This window comes from Janthinobacterium paucivorans (genome assembly GCF_051380805.1).
In the GTDB taxonomy this organism is placed as follows: Bacteria; Pseudomonadota; Gammaproteobacteria; order Burkholderiales; family Burkholderiaceae_D; genus Janthinobacterium; species Janthinobacterium lividum_D.
Window position 1 is genome coordinate 120,802 of record NZ_JBNYXR010000014.1, and the last position, 25,136, is coordinate 145,937.

The following is a 25,136-nucleotide window of genomic DNA, read 5'->3' on the forward strand; positions in this document are numbered from 1 at the left end:
TTTACAGACGGGATGCTGCGCGTAGGTTGTTTTTCAGGGTTATATCCTTGGCCGCCGTCAGCTCTTGGCTCAGCCGCTCGCGTGCACCTGAAGACAGTGCGAGCTTGCTGCGCTGATTGGCCAGCGCGACTGCCACGCCAAGTTTGTAGCGATAGCTGCTCCCGCGCATATCCTCGATCAACCCATTGATTTCGCTGCTGGACGCTGCCGGCATCAGATCTGCCAGACGGGCCCGGGCATCGCGGCGGATGAAGACGTCGCTTGATTCGAGGTCAACCTTGGCGCGGGACAGTGCATCGTCACGGGTTGGCGCACTAGCGGACTTAGGCATTGCTTTAATTGTCGCCCCGGCGATGTTGAGTTCGCCGGTTGGAGCAGTGCCCGTATTTGGTGGATACATGATAGCGACGCCTTTCTTGTCTAGTCGCGAAATCTCATAGTTCACATTGCTATAGCAGGGACTATTTTCACCTTTTTTGAACACCTGCGCCGGTAGCCAATACTTCAGGTTAGAGTCCTTGTCCCCCTCGCCCACGATGTTTTCCGCTTGGCTGTCCACATCCAGGTTGAACTTGACTTTGTCGCGCTGCCAGTAATTCGGCGGACCGGCGAAATAGTCGAACACATTATTCGGCCCCTCCCATTTGATTTCATCGGCGCAGCGGAGGTTTGGGTTTTGTAGCTCGTGCACCAGGCCAAGTGCATGGCCGAATTCATGCCGAATCACGGCCTTGTCATAGGCGTCGGCCTGGGCCACGACCTGACCCTGGGCAAATTTAGATTCCGTGTACTTCAGGTTGAAATGTTCTAGATTCATTGATGGCGCCAGGGCATCCATCAGCATCTCGCTATCGCGGCCCATGGTTGACCAGTAGCCGCGTTCGGAAAATCCGATGCGGATCTGAAAATGTCCGCTGGCCGGTGATAGGCAGTTGTACCAGCCCCGTTCCTTGCCGAAATCAAACTTGACGCCGGAATACTGGTTCCACTCGCCGGCGACTTCCGCGATCAAAGTAGCGACCGTCTGATTACCGGAAAACAAGCATACCCGCAACGTGCGTCCGTTTTCCCACTGGCGCGCACCTGGGACCATGACTTGGTCAGACTTTCGCACGCTGGCATTCGAGGGAACGGGCCTGCTGTACAGGTACTGCAGATGCTCGGGTAGCGCTTCGACGATGACGGATGTCTGCTGAGCGTGCAGAGCGCGGGGCGAGAGCAGGATAGCTTGGGACAGGACAAAGATTACCGCATGGAGATGGGGTCGCACGGTGCCTCCGAAATAGTGAGGGAACTTGCAGTGTCATAAAAGCATACCTCAAATCGTCGGGCCAAAACTGCACGCCAATATTAGATTCGCAAGGCAGCGACACTTTTAATTTATTTCGTTACAACTATTGATTAAACGCAGGAACATGGCATTTGTTGGGGAGGACAGGTTTGACTTTCTCCAATGCGCGACCTACATTGGGCGATTAGTTTTTGCACAGGCGAGTGACAGATTGCTTTACGCACAGTCGGTTTTGGAGGTGGTGGCAAGACGCGGCTCGGGAGCGTGTCAATAATTTTGAAACACCTAGTTGAATCGGCGAGAGTCTAAGTCTCGTGTATCAGGCAGCTTTATTCTCCATCGGTGGTGGCTGATCCAGGCAGCCGTTGGCAGCGTCTAGACGTGCTCTCAGTGCCGCGGGATCGCGGCAGCTCGGCTATCGTGGCGCTGTGCCGGCGTCACGAATTTCAGGCCGCTATGTTTGTGCTGGTGCTTGCACCATTACACGAATTTCAATGTCCATTCGCGCGCCTCATCGATGCTGTCGAACGGCTTTCCTGGCCAGTTCGGCAGGTATTTACACGTCCGAAAAAAGGACTCTGCGTAAGCATGATCGTTGCTCACCCGGCGCCGGCTGAACGACGGCACGATGCCCAGTTTTTTCAGCGTCGCCAGCATCGTCGCGCTTTTCATCGAGCTGCCCTTATCCGACTGCAGCACAACCGCGCGACCCGCCACACTTACATCCCCGCCCTGAACGACGGGTTTTACGCACAAATCCGACAAACGCCCCGGGGAAAACTAACGATGACATTGTCCAAAAACAAGATGGCTTCGGAACTGGCAAAGCAAAATGGCATCTCGGAATAGACAATCCATACGCCTGCAGCTGGGCTTGGTTAGCAGCCTCATCCGGGTAGAGTTGAGGGGCTGGCCGCGCAACGGTGCACCGATTTGACCAATTAACGGCCCTCGTCTTGTTTGGGCAATGGAAATCAATATGCCGCATGAACACGTAGCCGCGCGTACCGCTCTGGTATTGGAGACGAATAACCTGCGCGGCGGCGCCGACTTGGATGCTGCCGGCGCCAGCCTGCTGCATGTGATCGGCCTGCTGGCGCAACAGAGCGTAGCCCTGAGCGCACTCGCGCAAGTGGTCGTCACGCACGACGGCTTGTGCGAGGGCATTCTCACAAGCGTTGAACGCCTGGCAGGCCGCAGCATCGACTTCGTGCGGATCAATGCCGGCACCGGCTACTACCAGGCCAAGAACGACGGTTTCGACGCCGTCCATGCCGACCGCTGCGACTACGTCTGCTTCGCCGACGCCGACTGCAAGCCCGAACAAGACTGGCTTGAACAGCTGATCGCGCCGCTGACGGACGCAGCGCCACCGGCTGTGGTGGCCGGCCGCACCAGCTACGCCGCCACCGTGGCAGGCACCGCCCTAAGCACGATTGACTTCATGTACTTCCCCAGCCAGCTGCAAGCTCGCGCAACGCGCAACTTCTACGCCAACAACGTGGTGTTCTTGCGCGAGGTGTTCGCGCAGCACCGCTATCAGCCACTCGACGGCGTGTATCGCGCACACTGTCAGGTGCTGGGCCTGCGCCTCCAAGCTGCGGGCGTGGCTCTGCGCTATGCGGCGCGGGCGCACACCGAGCACAAGCTGCCAGATACCGGCTTCGAGCTGCTCAAATTGCGCTGGATGCGCGGACAGGACACGCTCGGCCTGACGCCCCACCTGGTACGCACCTATCTGCCAAGGTCCATGCAATGGCTGAGTCATAGCGGCCCTATCGGGCCGCTATGCGTACTGACGGCGCGGCTGTGGTACAGCCTGCGCGCACTCAACCATCAGGATGCAGCGCCGGTGCGCGGCCTGCGCTGGGTGTCGGCCGTCGTCCTGATTGGGATTTTTTCCGGCCTCGACATGCTTGGCGCACTGTGCCGGGGCCTGGGTATCGGCAGCGTCGCCGCCGACGGCGCCGACGCACAATCGCTGTCCTACCATAAACGCTAACCACGGGAAACACTACCATGACCTTGCACCGTTCCCATACCATTTTGCAATGGGCAGCCCTGAGCACGCTGGCGCTGACCGGTAGCGCCAGCGCCACCGACCTGGAGGGGCGTGGCGTTCACTATTTTGCATCAAGCAGCGGCTGCCCACTTCCCGAGGTGAGCATGCGCGCCGAGATGTGCAACCGCATCGGCCTAGACGACCAGGCCACCACGGCAGCAGTGGACACCAGCTCGCACCAGATCCACTTCAACAACGCCCGCAGTTATGACAAAAAGACCATCGTCGGCGACGTGCTGTTGCAAGGCTCGGCACTGGATGAAGCGGGCCGCCGCGTACCGGTCAGCGTCCACCTGATACTAAGCAAATCCGGAGACCGCTGGTCAGTCAGCAGCCATGCGCATACACCGGTCAAGGGAACGTTCAGCGCGGTACGCATCGACCCCTATATGGTGGACGTACCAACAGCAAATGGCCGACGTGTGCTGGTATCGTTCGAGCAAGCCACAAAGCTGGTGTCCGATCCCGCCTTGGGCGCGCGCCTGTCCAGCCACCTGGTGCAGGTACGTGACAATCGCAGTGCGAAGACGGGCGATGCCGACATTTCCATCGCGCTCGGTGCAGGTAAGGCAGCCAAGTCGGTGATGCGCGCACGGCTGCACAGCGATCCGCCAAGCGCTGGCAACGCCGGCGGCCTGCTGGCACACGGCACTTGGTCATTCGAGCTGGAAGCGCTGACCGGCAAAATCCCCGACCACGTAGTCCAGCGCGAACTGTTCCTGTACGGCCTGAGCGACCAGCCGCTGCTCAAGCCGCTGATGAAGCGTGGCTTCGCCGCGCGCGACAAGTTGACCATCGGCGCCGTGCACGGCCAGGGCTACCTGCGTTACGGCGACCAGCAACAGGCCTTTGCCGGGGCCGGCGATGCGGCGGCAGCTTTCCTGCAGCAAAGCTTTATCGGGCTCGTGCTGGGCAATCAGCTGGCGGCGGGCGATGCGCTTGCACGCTGATGAATGGCCGCTGCCGGCCAGCTTGGCAGAGCCGCCACTACGCGGCTTGCCGGCCATGCAGGCGCGCTGGATCGACAGCATCAAGCGTGCCGCCCTGCGCCAACTGCATGCCAGCGTGGCCGGTGAACGGCTGCTGTTGCGTATCTACCTGATCGGCGAGGAGGCCAGCGAAATCGCGCTGCAGTCTGACCTGCTGGGTAAGCCGCCGGCCTGGCTGGCACGACAAATGGGAAAGCACCTGGCCGACGAACGGCGTCATGCGTCGCTGTTTGCGGCTGCGCTTACGGCGCGGGGCGGGACAGCGCCGGTGCCTTTGTCCGCGCGGCCCGATGCGCTCACTCTGCGCAAGATCGCGCAATGGCGCACACTAGCGCATCGCTACGGTAGCAGCTTTTCCGCAGGCCACCTCATCCCGGCGTTCGCTGTCGGCTTGTGCGCCGAACAGACGTTCACCCGCGTTCTGCGGCGCCATTGCGCGCTGATTGGCGCAGTTCATCCGCTACATCCTCTGTTGGTTGGCGTGCTGAGCGATGAAGACCGCCACGTTCGCTTGTGCCAACATACGCTGGCGCGTCTGGTGCTGCCGTCCGAACACGGGAGCCTAGCATCGCTGCTCGATGAGATTCGCGCCATCGACCGTGCCTGGGGCATTTCCAGCGCGCTCATCATGTATCTGGCCGGCGCCGCGTTGCGGCTGTGGCCCGCACGTCCATGAACGCTATCAAGGTCACCTATCTGGCAACGGCCGACGCCCGAGGCCACCTGATGCGCGCGCAACTACTCACGCATGCGTTGCGCGAATACGGTGCCGATGTCGATGTACTGACCACATCGGACGAAGGGGTCGCTTTCCTGGCCGGCTTCGGCATCACTGCGCACGTGCTGTCGCATGACTACGCAGTCCAGTTCGACACCAGGCAAAACATGCTACCCGCAGAAACCGACGCAAATATCGCCAACTATCTGTTTCGACCGTCGCGCATGTGCCGCGACATTCTGCAACTACGCGTCGCTCTGCGCAGCGCGGACTTAATCATCAACGACTCCTTTCACCCGGCGTTGCTGTTCATGGGCTGCATGCCGGCATGGCGGGGCAAGGTGGTACACGTCTACGGCGCCAGCTTGCGGCAGGCGGTCCAAAACAATTTTTCCGGGCGACTACCAGCTATCGTGTCACGCCTATTCCATCGCATCGTCGGATGGCAAATCAACGCCAGCTTAGCGCGCATTGAGCACGACTTCAGCTACGAGGCGACTTGCGACAGCGGCACATTCCGCCTGCCGACGCCGGTCGTTGTGGCTGCGCTGTTTGACGCCCCAGTGCCGCGCGCACAGGCTTGCGCAGCCGTCTACCTCAATCCCCATTTCCGTGACCCCTGCCTGGCCGATGGCATCGAAACCGGCTTGAGCCTCGCCGGCATGCACGCAACGCTGGTCGGCGAGGGCTATGCCGGACGCGCGCGATGGGAGGCGCAGGACGCCGACTGGGTGCGGCAAGCTGCCGCCAGCAACCTGATCGTCTCGGCACCCGGCATGGCGGCGTTGTCGGTGGCGCTAGTCTACGCTCGGCCCATCGTGCTGGTGCTAACCGAGCAACCGGAGCAGAAAATCAATGCAGCACGCGCGGCAGCGCTGGGGCTGGCACATCGCATCGTCGTCTGGCGCGACGACGCGGCAACGTTCGCCCAAGACCTGTGCAGCGCGTGCGCCGATTTGCTACAAAGCGCCCCCACCTTGCCTGCGCCGGAAGGCCGCGCGGTAGCCGGCGCACGCCTGCAGAGCTGGGTAGCGGTGCTGCACGAGCTGGCCGCGCGGTCTGTCCAGCGATGAGGCGTCCATCATGAAGCCCCCATTGCCGGCGCATCTAACAAGGATCAGCAATCTGCGCGCACTACTTGCCATCGCGCTTGACTGGGCGCTGATTGCTGCCTGCTTCGTCGCGGCTATCCGCTTTTCCCATCCGCTAGTGTTCCTGCTGAGCGCGATCCTGATTGCCCGCACGCAGCTCGCACTAGCCGTGCTGATGCATGATAGCGCTCACGGCACCCTGCTATCGCATCGGCGCCTGAACGACATCGCAGGCCAGCTGTTCGCGGCAGCGCCACTACTGCTGGTGATGGACTTCTATCGCCGCGGGCACTTGCAGCATCACCGCGCGCCGATGGTGGCCGATGATCCGGTCGCCAACATCTTCGGCATTGACGACTACCCCGTGACGCGTAAGCAATTAGTGTGGCGTTTGTTCAAAGATGCCACCGGCATTGCTTACTTCCTCAGCGCGCGCAATCTGGTGCGCGCCAGGCAGCGTGGTCGCAATCGGCACAAGGCTGCCGGCCACAGCAAGGGGTTCTACGCAATCGCCAGCATCGTTGCGGTGCAGGGCGTGATGATCGGCCTGCTCACAGCGGCGGGACATGCAGCGCTGTATTTCGGGCTTTGGATCTTGCCAGCGCTGACCTTGCTACCGCTGTTCGGGCGCATACGCGCGATCACCGAGCATGCCGGCTACCGGGCGTCGGAAGATCAGCGATTCAGTGCGCGTACCGTCGTGCGGCGCAGCTGGCAAACCTTTTTCGTCGGACCGCATCGTATCCATTACCATATCGAGCATCATGAATATCCAAACGTCCCCTTCTATCACCTGCAGCAGGTGCATGCGCTAATGGCGCAACAAGGCCGCCTGCCGGCGGCCCACTTGTATAGATCGTATGGACAGGTGCTGAAAGACGTCAGCCAACTCAAGCAAACTGCTAACACTGAACGCATGCTTTGCATCCGTACGCGATCAATTGCTGAGCTAAGCGTCTATGCCATGACGAATCATTTGCCAGAGCAGCCAGCAAATAAGAAGAAAGCATATCTGCTTGGGCTACTCATCGGATTTCTCCCGATCCTTGCCTTTTTCCTGCTCATCATCGATCACCCGACTACATTGCTTGGGATATTCACAGGTATCAGCGTGCCTGATTTCAATGACAGAACACTGAAAATCGCACTTGCGTGCGTCGCTATGTACCTGTTTCTTTGAGCATCGTTCAAGCTGCAAAAATCAGGCCTAATCACAATGGGCGAGCAGTATGGATTGGTTTTTATTGCCCGTCCTCGCCGCCGTGTATTCCATCTACGCTGAACACGGCCTTGCACAGGCCAAGACCAGCCTGTAACGCTTGGCGCGGATTACAAGGCGGCGTCGGCCAGCAACTCGGGGCGCAGCGCGCGGATGCGCAGTTCCGTGAAGTAGCCGCCCGCCTCGTTGTAGCGCAGGTAGTGGCGGGCGCAATTGAGGCAGCGCGCCACCTGGCTCAGGTTGGCGGGATAGTAGCGCGGCGCGATGGGTGCATCGACGCTGTCATAGCGCGTGCCATCGGGATGGTATTCTTCAAACGTGGGCTCCTCGTACGGGTCTTCGCGCAGGGTGCCGACCTCCTCGAAACGGTCGAGTTCCAGCGAGGTGGGCAGTCGCTGCCACGCGGCCAGCGACACCGTGCAGCAGCTGCATTTTTTTGTTACCAGTGCCGAAGCGGCGGCCAGCACGGACAAGGCGGGGAAGTCGATGAATAACATGCGTCAACCAATACAAGGGGGGAGGCCCCAGGCAACGAGCCGGGCCGCACCCCCTATTTTAGCGCAGACTTTTAGCGCAGGCCCGCCCTGCCGATACGCTTACCCCATTTTGCCAGCCCCAGTTCGAGCAGCATCAGCACGCAGGCGGAAATGAACAGCAATGGCATCAGTGCACACATGGCGGCGCCAAGCAGCCAGGCCAGAGCTGAAGGCGAGGTCCAGGCGCCGGGCAGCAAGCGGGGCAAGCCCAGTGAGCCTGGCAAGCGCCGCTTGAAGAACATCACCCAGCCCGATACCAGCGAGAACAGCACGCTGGCGCCAAACAGCAGTAACAGCGCCTGGTTCCACCAGCCGAACTCACCCCGGTGAAACGGTATGCCGATGGCGGTGGCTTTGCCGAACGCCGTCTGCGCCTCCCACCCGGCGTAATACAGGGGCTTGCCGCTATAGGCATCGAATTGCAGGTCGAAGCGCAACGTGGGCTGGCTGCGGTCGGCCATGGTGGCGCGCCACACATCGTCCTGGCTGGCCGGCGCTGTCAGCTGCAAGGCGATGGCCGGTGCATGGCTGCGCGCCACCTGCCAGGCGTCCTGCCAGTCGAGCGGACCTCCCGCGCCATGCTCGCTTGAGTGCAAGCCGCGCGGCACGGGCGGCGGCGCCTGGCCGCTGATGTCGCGCAGCGCGCGTATGCGCCCGCCCGCCTGCTGGCTCCACGTCAAGCCCGTCGCCAGGATGACCAAACTGATGACGCCGAGCGCCACGCCCAGGAAGGCATGCCATTGGCGCCAGCCATTGCGCCCCCGCGCGCCACGCTTGGGCAAGCCCGATTGGCTGCCGCGCGGCCACCACAGGACTACGCCCGTCACCAACATCACCATCAGCCAGCTGGCCGCCAGCTCGATCATCCAGCGCCAGCCATCGTTTTGCAGCAGGCGCGAATGCAGCTTTTTAGCCCAGTTGCCGAAGCGCTCCGCAACCGCCAGGCTGCCCAGCACTTGCGCATCATACGGATTGACGTAGACGATGATGGCTTGCGCGGGCAGGCCGAACTTCGGTTTGCGCGGCGCGCCATGTCCGCCATGGCCCGCATGCTCGTCCACGCCGCCGCCGGGTGGCGCGAACGCCACCTGCACCGCGTCGTCCCCTTGAAATGGCGGCACCACGTGCTGCACGGTCCAGCCACGCGGCGCCGCCTGTTCCGCTGCCGCGACGGCGGCGTCCAGCGCCAGCATGGACGCTTGTGGGGCCACGTGGTCAAGTTGCTGGTACAGCCTGGCCTCGATCTGCGGCGTGAACACATACAAGATGCCCGTCAAGGTAGCCACCAGCGCAAACGGCGAGGCGATCAGCGCGGCCCAGAAGTGGATGCGCCAGTACAGGCTTTTACGCCGTGCGATGAGAAAAGTTGCGTCGTCCATGGCCGTCTTCACAGTGCATTGAAGGTATAGCCCAGGCCCAACATCACGCTGCGCGGCGCACCGGGCGTGTACTGGTTCTGGCTGTTCGGCGCGTAACTGCCCACGCCCGAGTAGCTGCTGCTGGCCGAATCGGCATAGCGCTTATCCATCAGGTTGCGCACCTGCGCCCACGCTTCCAGACCACGCGCCAGCTGGTAGCTGGCGCGCAGGTTCAGCAACGCGTGGCCTTTGTACTGCACCGTATTGGCGTTGTTCATCCAGTAGCGGCCTTGATGCACGGCTTCGAGCGCCACCCTGGCGCCGGCCACAGGCTTGTAGCCGATCTCGACCGAGGTGATGTCGCGCGGCGCCTGCGGCATGCTGCGTCCACTGTAATCGAGGCTGGCAGACACCTGGTAGCGCAGATAGCGGTGACGCGCGATCGCCGTGGCGAAGCGCGCGTCGAACGGGCCGCTATCGTAGTTCAGCCCAAGCTCCAGGCCTTCGCTGCGCGTGCGGCCTGCATTGCGGTTTTCGCTGTTGCCCGGCGAAAGCGTATAGCTGACGATGGTGTCACGCCCATCGAGGCGGTACACGGCCGTATCGAGTTTCAGGCGGCCCTGCAAGAAGGCCCAGCGCAAGCCCAGCTCATAGTTGTTGTAGACCGACGGCTGCAGGTCGGCGATGCCCGTCTTGCCATACAGCTGACTCACTTCTGGCGGCGTAAAACCCTGGCTGACGTTGGCATACGCGCTGCCCGCATGGCCGAGCGCGTAGGTGCCACCGAGCTTCGGACTGAGGTGCGAAAAGCTGCGCGACTCGTCTGGTGCGCCGTAATTGACGCTGCCACCGGGCGCCAGCTTGTTGTGGTAATCGTAGCGAATGGCATCCGAGCGAGCGCCCAGCACCACGCGCGCGCGCGCCAGCGGAGAAAATTCCCATTGCGCGAAGACGGCCGTATTCAGAATGTCCGTCTGGTAGTCGCGCACGCCCTGCGGATTGCCGGCATTGGCCAGCGTATAGCGCAGATAGCGGCCCGTGGCGGCATCGCGCACGATGGACAGGTTATCGCTGACAAAAGGGTTGTCGCTCTTGTCCACGTACACGCCAGCGACCAGGCGCGAACGCAGCCAGGTGAATTCCTGCTGGTGTTTCACATCCAGCCCCAGCGAATCGACGTGGTTGTTATTGATGACACCCTTGCACAGCGTACCGACGCAACTACCGATGGAATACGCGGGAATCTGCCCATGGTCGTTCTTGCGCGTAAACACGGTGACGGTGCTTGTGCCGTTGACCGTCGTCTCGCCTTCCCACGCCAGATTCATGCGCGTGGTCTTGTCTTTGCGGTAAGTAAAGGTGTTCAGGCTCTTGCCGGGCGCATTGCGGTAGTCATTTTCAAACAGACTGCCCGTCATGGCCGCATCGAGATCCGTGTGGACCAGGGTGGCGCGCAGCTGCGAGGTAGGACTGAGCGCATAGTCGGCGCGCAGCGAGAACGAATCCTTGTCGCCATAGCTGTACTCTTGCCAGTTGTCGCGCGAACGGCGCGAACTGTAATGGGAAAAGCGCAGTCCCAGCGGCCCCCAGGTATCGCTGGCAGAGGTGTCATAGCGGCTGAAGCCGGCCACATTATCGCGCCGCACGCCCACCTTGGCCGTCGGCGTGGCGCTGGCGCCAGCGCTGAGGAAATTGACGGCGCCGCCCACGGCATTACTGCCATACAGCGAGGAAGCAGCGCCCTTCACCACTTCCACGCCGCTCGCCCCCGCCATATTCATCTCGTTGAGCGAGTTGTGGTTGAAGACGCCCAGCGGGCGGATCGGAATACCATCTTCCAGGTACTGGTAGACGGCATTCGTGCCGATAGGCTGGCGGATGCTCATGCTGTGCTGCTCGTTGCCCAGATCATTCCAGTACACGCCGGCGATGCGGTTGAGGATATCGCCCATGGTCTTGGGCTTGTCGCGTTCCAGCAATGCCGCATTGACGACGCCGATGGCTTGCGGCGTCTCGGACAGCCACGATTGTGCGCGCGAACCGGAAACGACGACGGTATCGATGGCGTGATCGGCTTGCGCCTGCGCGCAGGGGTAGGCCAAGGTGATGGCCACGGCCAGCACCAATAATCTTTTATTCATGTGATTCTCGTTTAAATGTGCGGATGCCGCCCGTCACGCTCAAGGGCGCAAGAGGCAAGCACTAAAGATGCTAGAAATTAAACGAGGCCGGGCGGCGCGCGCGATTGCGCGGTAGACCAGATGAACAGCGGGGACGGCGACTGGTAGTACAGGGCCGGGAAAATGGCCGTGCCGCTGGCCACAAGCAGCGGCAGCACGGGACTGGGCGGCAAGCCTATGGAGCCCGCATGCGTGGAACAGAAGGCACAATGCTCCATCTGCATGGCCTTGCCGCCGGTCTTGCCGTCGGCGGCGCCGTCATCGACCTGGACAAGCTGGACGAAACGGATGCCGGCCACCGAACAGATTTCCGCCCAGCCGGAGCCGGACTGCTGCTTGGCATTGGCGACGGCGTGGGAAATCGACGGCGCGAGCGCCGCCAGCAGAATCGCGAAACAGGCGATCCAGGCAGCGCAGCGGCGTGTGAAAGAGGTCATTCCCATGCCAGCATTTTACCAGCGGCCGGCGGGACTGGGTAGCAGAAAGCGGCTCAGGCGGCCGGGCAGGCAGCGTGGCCGTTGTCAAAAGCACGCACCACATTCGCCACATCGGCAGCGATGCGCCCGACGGCGCGGCGGTGGCCCTGCACCAGTTCAGCGTAGCCTGCGCCCACTTTTTCATTGGCGATGGTGCGGCAAGTGAGCACCTTGTTGCTGGCCAGTTGGCGCGCGCTCCACACGGCATCGATCAGCGCATACTGGCCCATGACGGACTCGAAGCGCTGCACATTGGTGCTGATGCGGTACACGGGCAGGTTGTCGGGGTGCGGCGTGCGAAATACATCGATGGCGCCCAGGTCATTCGTCAAGGCCGTCGACAAGGCCTGACCGATCTCGCCGGCCAGCGGGCCCGCCCAGCGCTGCTGCTCCAGCAATTCGATGCGTCCAGACGGCGCCGTCACGACGAACTGATTGCGGCTCACCTGTTGTGGCACGCTGACGGCCAGCACCTCGACATAATATTTGACGGCTTTGGCCGGCTGCGCGTCAACGCCGCCACCGAGCGTATAGAAATACTCGGGCTGGGGCGTGGAGCAGGCGCCCAGCAAGACGCTCGCCAGCAGCGCTGCACAGCTTACAAGGACGGGCTTCATCATTTTTCATCTCCTTTTTTACCGCGGATCAGGGACTCGGGATGCCGTTCCAGGTAATCCGACAGGGCATTGAGTGATTGCAGGGTTTGCGTCAGCTGTTGCAAGGCCTGGCGCACGTCCGACTGCAGCGGCGAATCCTTTTGCAGTACCTGTTCGGCCGTACCGAAGGTCTGTTTTGCCGCCGTCAGGGTATCGCGCATTTCCGGCACTACCTGGCTATCGAGCTGCTTGAACAGGGTGTTGGCCTGCTTGATGGTCGCGTTCAAATTGTTGCCAAGCTCGGCGTAGGGCACTTGGTCCAGCTTGCGCGCGATACTGGAGATCTGCGTCTGCAGTTCATCCAGGGTATTGGGCACGGTGGGCACTTCCAGCGGATACCTGTTCAAGTCCAAGGCCACTTTCGGCGCTTTCGGGAAGAAGTCCAGCGCGATATACAACTGGCTGGTGAGCAGGTTGCCCGTGCGCAGCTGGGCGCGCAAACCACGACTGACCATGCGTTCGAGCAACTGATGACCGGCCGAGCCTTCCGCATCATCGACGGCCGCCTTGAAGCGCGTGCCCAGGCGCGCAGGATACAGATTGACGGTGACAGGCATGCGGAAATTGTTTTTCACGGGGTCGAACTCGATGCCCACCGAGCGCACCTCGCCCAGTACGATGCCACGGAAGTCGACGCTGGCGCCAGGCTGCAAGCCGCGCAGGGACTGGTCGAAATAGAATACGGTGGTAATGGCGTCACCATCGGGCTCGCGCATGGCGCTGGCCTCGTCGGCCGCCAGGCGGTAGCTGGTGCCAGCGGGCGCCGGATCTTCCGGCTTGCGGCCATTTTCCGCCTCGAAGGCTATACCTCCCACCAGCATGGCGGCCAGGGACTGCGTATTTAGCTTGAAGCCGTTCGAATCGAGGCGCACGTCGACGCCGCTGGCATGCCACCAGCGCGCATTCTTGCCGACGAATTGATCGTACGGCGCATTCACGAAGACGGACATGCTGATGCCGTTGCCATCCTTGTCCAGCGCGAAGCTGACCACCTTGCCCACGCGCAGGCGGTGGAAAAACAGGGGCGAACCGACGTCGATGGAACCGAGGCTGTCCGCATGCAGCGTGTACAGCTTGCCCTTCTGGTCACCGGCCACGGCGGGTGGGTTCTCCATGCCGACGAAGTTTTCCCTCTTCTGCTCCGACTTGCCCGTATCAACGCCGATGTAGGCGCCCGACAGCAAGGTACCCAGCCCTGTCACGCCGCTGGCACCGATCTGCGGACGCACCACCCAGAAGCGCGAATCGTTGGTCGCAAAACGGCGTGCTTCCTTGCTCATGTCTATCGTTACGAGCACCTTGCTCAAGTCCTCGCCGAGAGTGATAGCGCGCACCTGACCGATGTCGACATCCTTGTACTTGACCTTGGTCTTGCCCGGCTCCAGCCCTTCGGCGCTCTTGAAGCTGACCGTCAGCGTGGGTCCCTGATCGAGGATGGACTTGGCAGCCAGGCCGGCGCCGATCAACGCGGCCAGCAGCGGAATGAGCCATACCAGCGACGGCAGCCAGCGGCTGCCCTGTTCCACATCGGGTTCGGGCAATCGGTGGCCCCCCGTTTCGGCAAGGTCGTTTGCTGCTTTGTCAGCCATGCGGTTCTCCAATCACGGTATTGTTTGCGGCATTTTTCATCATCACGGGCTCTTCCTCTCCAGGCACCTGCTCATCGACGGCGTCCCAGATCAGGCGCGGGTCAAACTGCATCGCCGCCAGCATGGTTAGCACCACCACGGCGCCAAAGGCCAGTGCACCAGGCCCGGCCGTGATCACGGCCAGCGAGTTGAAGCGCACCAGCGCCACCGTCAGGGTGACGACAAAGATATCGAGCATGGACCAGCGGCCGATGAATTCGACCATGCGGTACAAGATGGTGCGCTGGCGCGGCCGCCAGCGCGAGCGCCGCTGCGCGGTGAACGCCAGCAGCGCCAGTACGCCCAGCTTGAGCATGGGCACGACCACGCTGGCGATGAAAATGATGATGGCCAGGCCCTTCGAGCCGCTACTCCAGAACAGCACCACGCCGCTCATGATCGTGTCGTTTTGTGCGCCCAACAGGGAATGCGTCACCATCACGGGCAGCAGATTGGCGGGAATGTAGAGGATCATGGCGGCGATCAGCAAAGCCCAGGTGCGGCTGATACTGTTCGGTTTGCGCACGTGCAGGGGCGAGCCGCAGCGTACGCACGCCAGGCGCTTGCCCTTGCCCTTGTGCAGGGGCGGCGCCACCAGGGCGCAGGCGTGGCAGGGCACGACCTTCGCGCTCTGCGCGAAGCCCTGGCAGGCGATGCCAGGCTGCGCCTGCGGCGTCAAATCATCACCCAGGTTCCACAGCGCCTTGGGATCGAAGGAGACGACGATGGCCAGCAGCAGCGTCAGCGCGCCGAAGGCGAACAGTCCCGGTTGCGGCAGCACGGTGGCCAGGCTGCTCATCTTGACGACAGTGATCAAGATGCCGATCATCAGCACCTCTGTCATGCCCCATTCGCGCGCTATCTGCACGGCGCGCAGCACGCGGTTAAAGCCGGGCACCTTGACGCCGCTACGCAAGCCCAGCGCCACATACAGCAGGGACGCCAGTTCAACGGCCGGGAAGACGATGGTGGACAGGAAGACCATGCTCGCCACCACCTGCATCTGCTCGTACCACAGCACGCGGATGGAGCCGAGCAAGGTGGCGCTGGAGGTCAGTCCATTGACGTCGAGTTCGACGATAGGAAAGAACTGCGCGATCAGGAAGGCCAGCGCGGCGGCCAGGGTCAACGCCAGCACCTTGTCCAAACCTGCGCTGGCGCCCCGACCCGATGCGGCTCGGTACAGAACCGAGCGGCAACGGCTACAGCGCGCCTTCTCACGTGGACGCAGCGGACGTTTGCGATACAACACGCCGCAGTCATGACAGCTAATTAGGTCGTATTGGTGCACAGTGTGAAGTTTGCCGGCGCGCAAGCGCGACTATTTCATATCAATGCCGCCCATCATGACAGAGTTGGCATTTTCCTGCACTGCAGCACTATTCTTTTTCACTCTCCCGCAGCAGCGCCGGCACGGCGCGGCCGATGACGGCCTATTTTTCTCCCAGGAAGTCGAGCAGTGTCAGGGCGACGATCTTGCTGGCCTTGCGCAAATCGTCGAGCGCCAGGCGTTCATCGGCCTTCTTCGCGTTCGATTCGGGTACCGTGCGCGGTCCGGCGCCATACAGCACGGCAGGAATGCCGCGTTCGCCATACAGGCGCGCATCCGCGTACAAGGGCGTGCCGACGGCGGCAATGGTTACGCCCAGAATCGCCTGCGCGTTCTTTTGCAGGCTGCCGACCAGTTGCTCGGAGCCTGGCAAGGGGCGCAGCGCGTGCGACAGCAGCAGGCGACGGATCTCGATGCGGATGCCCGGCTCGCCGCACACGGCATCTTCGATCAGCGCGCGCACCTGCGCTTCCACCGCCACCGGATCTTCTTCCGGAATCATGCGGCGGTCCATCTTCATGACCACCTTGCCCGGCACCACATTGGTATTCGTGCCACCGTCGATACGCCCCACCAGCATGGTCGGGGAATCGATGCCCGCCACCTTGGACTTGATCTTTTTCAGCTCCGGCAGCTGGCCATAGATGGCATTGAGGATCTTGTTCGCTGCCTGCAGCGCATCATGCCCCGTTTCGGGCATGGCGCCATGCCCCGACTTGCCGTGTACGGTAATTTCGAGCTGCAAGCAGGCGTTGTGGGCGGTGACGATCGCGTAGCTGAAACCGGCGGCGATAACGAAGTCGGGTTTCGTCAGCTGCTGTTCCAGCAGCCAGCCCGGCCCCAGCAAGCCGCCGAATTCCTCGTCATATGTAAAGTGCAGTTCCAGCTGGCCTTGCAAGGGAACGCCCAGCGCTTCGAGCGCGCGCGCGGCAAACACATAGGTAGCGAAATCACTTTTTGACACGGCCGTCGCGCGGCCATACATAAAGCCGCCCTCGATCTGGCCGCCATACGGCGGATACGTCCAGTTGTCACCAGGCGGCACCACGTCGCCATGCGCATTGAGCGCCACCGTCGGCCCGCCCGCAGCATAAGGCCGGCGCACGATCAGGTTGGTGATGCTCTGCATGCCGTACGCCGCTACCTGCTCGGCTGGCACCGCGTGCTTTTCCACCTGCCAGCCATAGGCTTGCAGCAGTTGCGCCACCAACTGCGCATGCGGTGCGTTATTGCCCGGCGGCGTATCCGTCGGCTGCTGCACTACCTGCTGTAAAAATGCGACTTCCTCGTCGAAGTGATCGTCGATCCAGGCGGTGATCCGTTCTGCGTGCGTTGTCATTTTGCTCCTTGCATGGTCTGTTGTAGCCAGGCGCCCAGTTCATTGCGCTCGGCGTCGGTGATGTTGGTCAGGTTCCCGATCGGCATGGCTTTGAGCTCGATGGCCTGCTGGTAGATTTGCGCTGCGTGCTGGCGAATCTGCGCTTCATTATCGAGCATCATGCCCGCTGGCGCGGTGGCAAAACCGGGCTGCGTGGGCCGCGCCGAGTGGCAGGTAGCGCAGCGCTGGGCAATGATGGCATGCACGCTCTTGAACTGCGCTGCCGGATCCAGCGCAGGCGCCCCCGCCACAGCCACGGGCGCTTTCGGCGCGATGGCCACGGCCACGCCCAACAACAGTGCCACGCCGATGGCCGGATAGCGCCACTCAACCCGGCCCTTGTGGCGCAGATTGAAGAAGTGGCGTATGAAGACACCGGCCGCCATGATCAGCGCCAGCACCAGCCAGGCGTGATCGTTCCGGTAGGTCATCGCGTAGTGGTTGCTGATCATGATGAACAGCACCGGCAAGGTAAAGTAATTATTATGCACGCTGCGCTGCTTGGCTTTCAGGCCGTGCTTGGGATCGGGCAGCTTGCCGGCAGCCATGGCTTCGACCATCTTGCGCTGACCGGGAATGATGAGCATGAGCACATTGGCCACCATGATGCTGCCAATCATGGCACCCACGTGGATGTAGGCGGCGCGCCCGCTCAACAAGTGCGTCAGCACATACGCAGCGCCGACGATCAGCGCAAACACCGTCACGCCGAACCACAGTTCATGCTTGGCAAGCGGGGAACGGCATAGCAGGTCGTACACAGTCCAGCCTATGACCAGGGTGGCGATGCCGATACCAACGGCTTGCGCGCTGCTGATGTCGGCCACGGATTTGTCGATCATCATGGCCTGGGCATTGAAGTAATAGGCAATCGTCAGCAGCGCAAAGCCGGACAACCAGGTCGAATACGCTTCCCACTTGAACCAGTGCAGTTCCTTCGGCAGTTCGGCCGGCGCCAGCAGGTATTTTTGCGGGTTGTAGAAGCCGCCGCCATGCACGGCCCATAATTCTCCGGAGACGCCCTTCTTCGCCAGCTCGGAACCGGGTGCCGGCGGGCGGATCGAGTTGTCGAGCCAGACGAAATAGAAGGACGCACCGATCCAGGCGATGCCCGTGATGACGTGCAACCAGCGAACGATCAGGTTCAGCCACTCAAGGCCGTACGGAATCAGGTAGGCAAATACTTCCATAAATTTCCTCAAGTCAGACCGAAGCCATATTCGTGCCAATCTACACAAGATAAACGGATTTACCGCCCTTCACATGAAAAATATCGTATATTCGACATATTCAAATCGATATACAACGAAGCCGCCACCCCATGTCCAGCCTGCCACAACACCTCGACCTGCACTTGATCCGCATCCTTTACCTGCTGCTGGTGGAAAAGAATGTCTCGCGCGTGGCGCTCAAACTCAATCAGCCGCAGCCGTCGATTTCCGCCTCCTTGCGCAAGCTGCGCGAATTAACGGGCGACCCGCTGCTGGTACGCGGCGCGCGCGGCATGGTCCCCACACAGCATGGTGAAAGCCTGCTCAATCCGGCCAAGCGCATCCTCGACCAGACCGAGAGCCTGTTCATCAAGAAGACGCCGTTCGTGGCCCAGGAAGAGGCGCGCACCTTCCATATCGCTGCGCCCGACTACCTGGACAGCCAGTTCCTGCCCAATGTGGTGGCCATGCTGCGTCGCGGTTCGCCGAAAAGCCGCGTGGTGCTGCACAGCCTGGGGCCGGGCATCGACCATATCCGCCAACTGTCCGACGGCGGGCTGGACCTGGTCATCGCCAACTGGGACGAGCCGCCCGCTCATCTGCACATCTCGAAGCTGTTCGAAGATCCCATCATCTGCGCCATGCATGCGGAAAACGCCTATGCGCGCCGCACGGCAAGCGACGCCATGACGCTCGACGATTATCTGAGCCTGCCCCACGTGGCGCCGTCGCAGATGATGCCGGGCTACCATGGCGTCATCGATGCCTTTCTGGAGCGTCAGAACCTGCAGCGCAACGTGGTGGTGGAGTCGGCATATTTCGGCCTGATTCCCTATATGCTGACGCAGACCGACCTGGTGCTCACCACGGGCCGGCAATTCATGCGCTTCTATGAAAAAACCCTGCCGCTGAAGACGTATACGGTGCCATTGAAATTCCCGCCCATGCGCTTTTACCAGCTGTGGCACCAGCGCGTGCACCAGGCCCCAGAACACAAATGGCTGCGCGACCTGGTCAGCGCTGCCGCCAAGGCGCTGGTACAACGATAGCCGCTATCAACGCGCGCATATAATGGACGCAGGAACGGGGCGCTATCATCACCGCTTGCATGATCGGAAAACCATGACCACCCTTTCAGACCTGAACACCGGCAGCCAGGCCGATTTTATCGCGCAACTGCATGGCATCTATGAACATTCGCCCTGGATCGCCCAGCGCGCGGCCGCAGCCCGGCCGTTTGCCAGCCTGACGGCACTGAAGACGGAACTCCAGCGCGTACTCGCGCTGGCCTCCCCCGAAGAGCAGCTGGGGCTGATACGCGCCCATCCCGAACTGGCCGGCAAAGCCGCCATCGCGGGACAATTGACGGCGGAATCGACGCGCGAGCAGGCCAAGTCCGGCTTGCATCTATGCAGCACCGAGGAATTCGCCACGCTGCAGCATCTCAACGGCGAGTACAACGCCAAGTTCGGTTTTCCCTTCATCCTCGCCGTCAAGGGCCCGACGGGGGAAGGCTTGACACGCCAGGACATCATCGCCACGTTTGCACGACGCCTGAAAAACCGTCACGCCGACGAACTGGCCGAATCGCTGCGCCAGATCAAGCGCATCGCCGAACTGCGCCTCAATGACTTGTTCGACGTGCGCCTGGACTTCGGCCCGGCCATCATGCAGCATGCGGAAACGCTGGCCGCCTGGAGCGACAGCGATGACAGCCTGACCTGCGCCTACCTGACGCCGGCCCACCAGAAGACGGCCGCACAACTGGCCGACTGGATGCGCGACGCGGGCATGCAGGTGCGAATCGACGCCGTCGGCAATGTCGTCGGACGCTACCTGTCCGACGTGCCGGGCGCAAAGACACTGATGACCGGATCGCATTACGACACGGTGCGCAACGGCGGCAAGTACGACGGCCGGCTAGGTATCGTGCTGCCGATCGCCGTCGTGCGCCACCTGCATGCGCGGGGTGAAAAACTGCCGTTTCATGTCGAGATCGTCGGCTTCGCCGAAGAGGAAGGCGTGCGCTTCAAGAGCACCTTCCTGGGCAGCACGGCTGTCACCGGCAAGTTCGACTTGTCGCTGCTGGAACAGTGCGACACGAATGGCGTGAGCATGCGCGAGGCGCTGGCTGGCGCCGGCCACGAGGCCAGCGCCATCGGCGCCATCGCGCGTGATCCGTCCGACTTGCTCGGCTATGTGGAAGTGCATATCGAGCAAGGGCCCGTACTGCTGGAGCGCGATTTGCCGCTGGGCGTGGTGACGGCGATTGCCGGCAGCTCGCGCTACCTGGTCAATCTTGGCGGCGTGGCCAGCCACGCGGGCACCACGCCCATGACCATGCGCAAGGATGCCGCCAGCGCGGCCGCCGAAATCATCTTGCTGGTGGAGCAGCGCTGCAAGCAGGGCGAGGCGCTGGTCGGCACAGTAGGCCAGTTGCAGGTGCCCAACGGTTCCGTCAATGTGATCGCCGGCGCCTGCACCCTGTCGCTCGATATCCGCGCCGCCAGCGACGCGGTACGCCAGGCGGCCGTCGACGACATCCTCCATGGCATCGCCGCCATCTGCGCGCGGCGCCAGATCGACTGCCAGCTGGAACTGCTGCTGTCGGCGCGTGCCGCGCCATGCGCGCCATGGCTGATGGCGCAGCTGGCGCAGGCCGTGGAATCGGTCGGCATCGAACCATATGCGCTGCTGTCGGGCGCCGGCCACGACGCCATGGCCATGGCCGCCATCACCGACGTCGCCATGCTGTTTACGCGCTGCGGCAATGGCGGCATCAGCCACAATCCGCTGGAAACCATGACGGCGGACGACGCCGACATGGCAGCGCGCGCACTGCTGGCGTTTTTGCGCCAGTTCCAGCCCAAGCCCCACGACTAAGAGTCACTCCCGGCGCGGAGCGTCTTCTGTCGCCAGCGCGTCAGCTGCTCGGCCACCTGCGCGATCAACGGTGCCCAGCCGCCTGGCGCAGGCTGGTGGAAAAGGCGCATCGCGCAATACCAGGGACTATCGCTGCGCCCCGCCAGCCAGCGCCAGTCGGGCCGGTAGTGCGGCAACAGCAGCCAGCACGGCGTACCCAATGCGCCCGCCAAGTGCGCCACGGCCGTATCGACGCTGATCACCAGGTCCAGGTTGGCGATCAGCGCCGCCGTATCGGCCATGTCGCCCAGCGCTGCGCCACCGCCGACCAGGGCCAGTGACGCCGAAGTGTCATCCTCGCCGGCACCCTTCTGCAAGCTGACAAACTGCACGCCGGCCACCGCTCCCAGCGGCGCCAGCGCGTCGAGCGCCGCCAGCGAACGCTCGCCATCGTTTTCAAATGCGCGATTGCCTCGCCAGGCCAGGCCCACGCGCAGCGGCGCGGGTGGCAAGCGCGCGGCCCAGGCGGCCACGGCGCACGCATCCGCGTGCACATACGGCACGTTCGACGGTATCGTTTCCAGGACCGTACCGCACAGGCCGGGAATGCTCAGCAGGGCGACCCAATAATCGCGTCCGCCCTGCGCGACCGCCTCGCCGATGGCCAGCACCTCGTCGATGCCAGGCACGGTCTGCAGCAGCGCCTTGAGCGGCGCATGGCACAGTAGCGACACGCTGGCCGCGCCCATATCGCGCAGCAAGGGCACGTAGCGGCACAGCAGCAGCATATCGCCCATGCCCGCTTCGGGGCAGATCAGCAGCGACTTGCCGGCCAGCGACTCCCCCTGCCAGCGCGGGAAGTCAAAGTAGTCGCCAAACGCGGACGGTTGCGGCCGCGCTTCGAGCATTTGCCAGCCTTCCGCCAGGCGTCCCTGGCGCAGCAGCAGGTAGGCGAGGTTGTAGCGCGCGTTCGCGTAGGCCGGATCGAGTTCCATGGCATGGCGGTAGCAACGCTCTGCCTGTGTTTCGCGCTGCAGGCTGGCCTGCAGCACGCCCAGGTTGGACCAGGCGGAAGAGCGTTCCGGCTCCAGCGCCAGCACGCGGCGCAAGATTTGCTCGGCTTCCTCCATGCGACGCATGCGCAGCAGCAGCGCGCCCAGGTTTTGCAGCAGATGCGTATCGTCCGGCATGTGCGCCAGCGCGCGCAGGTACAAGGCCACGGCGTATTCGAGTGCGCCCTCCTGTTCCCCCATCCAGGCCAGGTTGGCCAGGGCAAACACGTTGTCGGGGTCAAGTGCCAGCGCCTGCTGGAAACACGCCTGCGCACCCGCCGCGTCGCCCATCGACAGCAGTTCGCCGCCACGCGCAGCGTGCTGCGCGGCCGGACGCTGCCGGGTATCGGTATCGGTATCGGTATCGGAAATGCTCATCGCTGGGCCGCCTGTTGTCGCAAGACGCCCAGCATAGCATCGCCGCGCAGCGACAGCTACACGGCCACGGCCCGCTCCAGCATCGCGTGCAGCAACACATTGCAGCCAGCTTCCAGGTGTTCGGGCTTGGCGTCTTCGATTTCATTGTGGCTGATGCCATCCTTGCAGGGCACGAAGATCATGCCGGCCGGCGCCAGCCGGGCCGCGTAGATGGCGTCGTGACCAGCGCCGGAAACCACGTCCATCACCGAGTAGCCCAGCTTTGCCGTGGCATTGCGCACGGCGTCCACGCAGTCTGTGTGGAACGGGCATGGCGGGTAATAGGAAACCCGCTCAAGAGAGATATCGAGTCCCGTAGCGGTGCGCGTGGCGTCGATGAAGGCCGTGATTTCGCCGTGCATGGCGTTGAGCAGATCATCGTTCACATTGCGCAGGTCGATGCTGAATGTCACTTCGCCGGGGATCACGTTGCGGCTGTTCGGGAACACCTGCACCATGCCCACCGTGCCGCGTCCGAATGGCGGATAGCGATTGGCGATGGCGACGACTTCCTGCATGATGCCAGTGGCCACCTGCAACGCATCCTTGCGCAGCCCCATGGGGGTCGGTCCCGCGTGCGCTTCCATGCCCGTCACGACGCAGTCATACCACGACAGTCCCATCACGGCGGGCACCACGCCGATGACCTTGTCGGCGTCTTCCAGCACGGGGCCCTGCTCGATATGCGTTTCAAAATACGCGCCAATGGGATGCTCGCCCGGTACCTGGTCTCCACGATAGCCGATGCGCGCCAGCTCCTCGCCCACCGTTTTCCCTTCCGTGTCTTTCGCCGCATATGCGGTTTCGAGCGAGAAGGCGCCGCAAAACACGCCGGAACCCATCATCACGGGCACGAAGCGCGAGCCTTCCTCGTTGGTCCAGAAGGCCACCTCGATCGGCGCTTGCGTCTTGATTTTCAGATCGTTCAGGGTGCGCACCACTTCCAGGCCCGCCAGCACGCCGTAATTGCCATCGAACTTGCCGCCCGTGGGTTGCGTGTCGATATGGCTGCCCGTCATCACGGGCGGCAAGCTATTGTCCGTGCCGTCGCGGCGCATGAAGACATTGCCGATCTGGTCGATGGTGATGCTCATGCCCGCTGCGCGGCCCCAGCCCACCACCAGGTCGCGCCCCTGTTTGTCCAGGTCCGTCAGGGCCAGGCGCTTCACGCCGCCCTTCGGCGTCGCGCCGATCTGCGCCAGTTGCATCAGCGCTGCCCACAATCGTTCACCATTAATGCGTAGATCATCGCGTAGATCAGCCATTTTTACCTCCTGAATTCATGCGGTGGTGGTGGAAAACGCAGGGCGCTCAATATAGCGCCCTGCGCCCTCGATGGCCGTCAGCTGGCCCTGATGGAACACCACCTTGCCGGCGGCAATCGTGGTGCGCGGGATGCCGCGCACGGTGCGTCCTTCAAAGACGTTGAAGCCGCCCTTGGCGAACTGCGTGGCGGCGGAAATGGTACGCGTGCCTTGCGGATCCCACAGCACGATGTCGGCATCGCTACCCGCAGCGATAAGACCCTTGCGCGGATACATATTGAAGATTTGCGCCGCATTGGTCGACGATACCTTGACGAACTCCGAGGGCGTCAGCATGCCGGAATTGACACCCGCGTCCCACACCACGGCCATGCGCTCTTCCACGCCGCCGCAGCCATTCGGAATACGCGTGAAATCGTGCTTGCCGGCCGCCTTCTGTTCGGCGCAAAAAGTACAATGGTCGGTGGCCGTCGTGTGCAGGTTGCCGCTTTGCAGGCCGTGCCACAGCGCCGCTTGATGATGCTTGCCGCGGAACGGCGGGCTCATGACGTGGCCCGCCACAAAGTCGAAATCATCGCTCTGGTAGACGCTGTCATCGATCACCAAATGGCCTGCCAGCGCTTCGCCATACACACGCTGGCCATTCGCGCGTGCGCGCGTGATCGCGTCGAGCGACTCCGCGCACGAGACGTGCACGATGTAGACGGGCGTATTGAGGACATTGGCGATGGCAATAGCGCGGTTGGCCGCCTCGGCCTCCACGGCGGGAGGGCGCGACAAGGGATGCGCCTGCGGCCCGGTAATGCCTTTTTTCAGCAAGGCTTGCTGCAATTGAAAAACCAGCTCGCCGTTTTCCGCATGCACGGTAGGCAGCGCCCCAAGTTCCAGCGAACGGCTGAAGCTTTTCACCAGCGTTTCATCGTCGGCCATGATGGCGTTCTTGTACGCCATGAAGTGCTTGAAGCTATTCACGCCGTGCTCGCGCACCAGCGTGCCCATCTCTGCATGTACCTGCTCGCTCCACCAGGTGATCGCCACGTGGAAGGTATAGTCGCCGGCGGCCTTGGCCGACCACGCGCGCCATTGGTGATATGCCTCGATCAAGGACTGCTTCGGCGCGGGAATGACGAAGTCCATGATGGTGGTGGTGCCGCCCGCCAGGCCAGCCGCAGTGCCGGTGAAAAAATCGTCGGATGTCACGGTGCCCATGAAGGGCAAGTTCATGTGCGTGTGGGTGTCTATCCCGCCCGGCATCACATACAGGCCGCCCGCGTCGAGCACAGTGGCGCCCACCGGCAGCGCCAAATTCTCGCCGACGGCGGCAATCGTGTCGCCCTCGATGAGTACATCGGCGCGGAAGGCACGGTCAGCATTGACAACAGTACCGCCACGTATCAGTGTAGTCATCTTGTCTCCT

At 62.5% G+C, this 25,136-nt stretch carries 20 protein-coding genes and 1 pseudogene; 7 read left to right on the forward strand and 14 right to left on the reverse strand.

The genetic code is table 11. From position 1 onward, the window contains the following. Window position 1: 1 nt before the first annotated feature. Both ACQ4V8_RS16875 and ACQ4V8_RS16880 read right to left on the reverse strand, forming a co-directional pair. Entirely contained in the window at window positions 2-1,270 is a 1,269-nt protein-coding gene (locus ACQ4V8_RS16875; RefSeq protein WP_142303293.1) for a zinc metalloprotease, read from the reverse strand. Window positions 1,271-1,690: 420 nt separating this feature from the next. Continuing rightward, window positions 1,691-2,008 (reverse strand): annotated as a pseudogene (locus ACQ4V8_RS16880) (transposase); the annotation flags it as partial. A 262-nt stretch (window positions 2,009-2,270) separates the two neighbouring features. Here ACQ4V8_RS16880 and ACQ4V8_RS16885 point away from each other — a divergent pair. From ACQ4V8_RS16885 to ACQ4V8_RS16905, 5 genes are read left to right on the forward strand one after another with little or no spacing between them, the layout of a single operon-like run. After that, window positions 2,271-3,293 (forward strand): glycosyltransferase family 2 protein, encoded by a 1,023-nt coding sequence (locus tag ACQ4V8_RS16885; protein ID WP_142303292.1) that lies wholly within the window; start codon window positions 2,271-2,273, stop codon window positions 3,291-3,293. Window positions 3,294-3,310: 17 nt separating this feature from the next. Further along, a complete protein-coding gene (locus tag ACQ4V8_RS16890; RefSeq protein ID WP_436571880.1) occupies window positions 3,311-4,303 on the forward strand; it encodes a hypothetical protein in 993 nt (330 codons plus the stop codon). A 55-nt stretch (window positions 4,304-4,358) separates the two neighbouring features. Then, window positions 4,359-5,018 carry a hypothetical protein gene (locus ACQ4V8_RS16895; protein WP_436571881.1) on the forward strand — a complete coding sequence of 220 codons (660 nt, stop codon included), beginning with the start codon at window positions 4,359-4,361 and terminating at the stop codon, window positions 5,016-5,018. Then, window positions 5,015-6,133: a glycosyltransferase family protein gene (locus ACQ4V8_RS16900; protein WP_010395127.1), complete on the forward strand. Its 1,119-nt coding sequence runs from the start codon at window positions 5,015-5,017 to the stop codon at window positions 6,131-6,133. The genes ACQ4V8_RS16895 and ACQ4V8_RS16900 overlap by 4 nt, the downstream gene beginning before the upstream one ends. A 10-nt stretch (window positions 6,134-6,143) precedes the next feature. Beyond that, window positions 6,144-7,331: a fatty acid desaturase family protein gene (locus ACQ4V8_RS16905; RefSeq protein ID WP_436571882.1), complete on the forward strand. Its 1,188-nt coding sequence runs from the start codon at window positions 6,144-6,146 to the stop codon at window positions 7,329-7,331. 149 nt (window positions 7,332-7,480) lie between these two features. On the opposite strand, the gene ACQ4V8_RS16910 is transcribed toward ACQ4V8_RS16905, so the two are convergent. From ACQ4V8_RS16910 to ACQ4V8_RS16950, 9 genes are all read right to left on the reverse strand, one after another. Further along, window positions 7,481-7,867, reverse strand: coding sequence for a hypothetical protein (locus tag ACQ4V8_RS16910; protein WP_436571883.1), 387 nt, complete (start codon window positions 7,865-7,867; stop codon window positions 7,481-7,483). A 71-nt stretch (window positions 7,868-7,938) separates the two neighbouring features. Continuing rightward, complete coding sequence (locus tag ACQ4V8_RS16915) at window positions 7,939-9,285, reverse strand: PepSY-associated TM helix domain-containing protein (RefSeq protein WP_436571884.1); 1,347 nt, start codon at window positions 9,283-9,285, stop codon at window positions 7,939-7,941. Window positions 9,286-9,293: 8 nt separating this feature from the next. After that, the gene (locus ACQ4V8_RS16920) at window positions 9,294-11,405 is read right to left on the reverse strand and encodes a TonB-dependent receptor family protein (protein ID WP_436571885.1); all 2,112 of its coding nucleotides are present in this window, start codon (window positions 11,403-11,405) and stop codon (window positions 9,294-9,296) included. A gap of 77 nt (window positions 11,406-11,482) precedes the next feature. Then, window positions 11,483-11,881, reverse strand: a complete 399-nt coding sequence (locus tag ACQ4V8_RS16925; protein ID WP_010395120.1) for a DUF2946 domain-containing protein — start codon at window positions 11,879-11,881, stop codon at window positions 11,483-11,485. A gap of 53 nt (window positions 11,882-11,934) precedes the next feature. Then, entirely contained in the window at window positions 11,935-12,540 is a 606-nt protein-coding gene (locus tag ACQ4V8_RS16930; RefSeq protein WP_436571886.1) for a PqiC family protein, read from the reverse strand. Beyond that, window positions 12,537-14,165, reverse strand: coding sequence for a PqiB family protein (locus ACQ4V8_RS16935; RefSeq protein WP_436571887.1), 1,629 nt, complete (start codon window positions 14,163-14,165; stop codon window positions 12,537-12,539). The genes ACQ4V8_RS16930 and ACQ4V8_RS16935 overlap by 4 nt, the downstream gene beginning before the upstream one ends. Continuing rightward, window positions 14,158-15,495, reverse strand: coding sequence for a paraquat-inducible protein A (locus ACQ4V8_RS16940; protein ID WP_436571888.1), 1,338 nt, complete (start codon window positions 15,493-15,495; stop codon window positions 14,158-14,160). The genes ACQ4V8_RS16935 and ACQ4V8_RS16940 overlap by 8 nt, the downstream gene beginning before the upstream one ends. Before the next feature lie 142 nt (window positions 15,496-15,637). After that, the gene (locus ACQ4V8_RS16945) at window positions 15,638-16,873 is read right to left on the reverse strand and encodes a M20/M25/M40 family metallo-hydrolase (protein WP_070345750.1); all 1,236 of its coding nucleotides are present in this window, start codon (window positions 16,871-16,873) and stop codon (window positions 15,638-15,640) included. Continuing rightward, a complete protein-coding gene (locus ACQ4V8_RS16950; protein WP_010395112.1) occupies window positions 16,870-18,102 on the reverse strand; it encodes a urate hydroxylase PuuD in 1,233 nt (410 codons plus the stop codon). The genes ACQ4V8_RS16945 and ACQ4V8_RS16950 overlap by 4 nt, the downstream gene beginning before the upstream one ends. A 131-nt stretch (window positions 18,103-18,233) precedes the next feature. On the opposite strand from ACQ4V8_RS16950, the gene ACQ4V8_RS16955 reads away from it, so the two are divergent. Beyond that, window positions 18,234-19,172, forward strand: coding sequence for a LysR family transcriptional regulator (locus tag ACQ4V8_RS16955; RefSeq protein ID WP_010395109.1), 939 nt, complete (start codon window positions 18,234-18,236; stop codon window positions 19,170-19,172). Window positions 19,173-19,245: 73 nt separating this feature from the next. Then, complete coding sequence (locus ACQ4V8_RS16960; protein WP_436571889.1) at window positions 19,246-21,006, forward strand: allantoate amidohydrolase; 1,761 nt, start codon at window positions 19,246-19,248, stop codon at window positions 21,004-21,006. Here ACQ4V8_RS16960 and ACQ4V8_RS16965 read toward each other — a convergent pair. The 3 genes from ACQ4V8_RS16965 to hydA are packed head-to-tail and all read right to left on the reverse strand — an operon-like array spanning window position 21,003 to window position 25,126. Next, window positions 21,003-22,415: a tetratricopeptide repeat protein gene (locus ACQ4V8_RS16965; protein WP_010395104.1), complete on the reverse strand. Its 1,413-nt coding sequence runs from the start codon at window positions 22,413-22,415 to the stop codon at window positions 21,003-21,005. The two genes, ACQ4V8_RS16960 and ACQ4V8_RS16965, sit on opposite strands and share 4 nt — an antisense overlap. Before the next feature lie 56 nt (window positions 22,416-22,471). Then, window positions 22,472-23,719 carry a Zn-dependent hydrolase gene (locus ACQ4V8_RS16970; protein ID WP_436571890.1) on the reverse strand — a complete coding sequence of 416 codons (1,248 nt, stop codon included), beginning with the start codon at window positions 23,717-23,719 and terminating at the stop codon, window positions 22,472-22,474. 15 nt (window positions 23,720-23,734) lie between these two features. Further along, a complete protein-coding gene (gene hydA, locus ACQ4V8_RS16975; RefSeq protein WP_196856694.1) occupies window positions 23,735-25,126 on the reverse strand; it encodes a dihydropyrimidinase in 1,392 nt (463 codons plus the stop codon). Window positions 25,127-25,136: the final 10 nt, after the last annotated feature.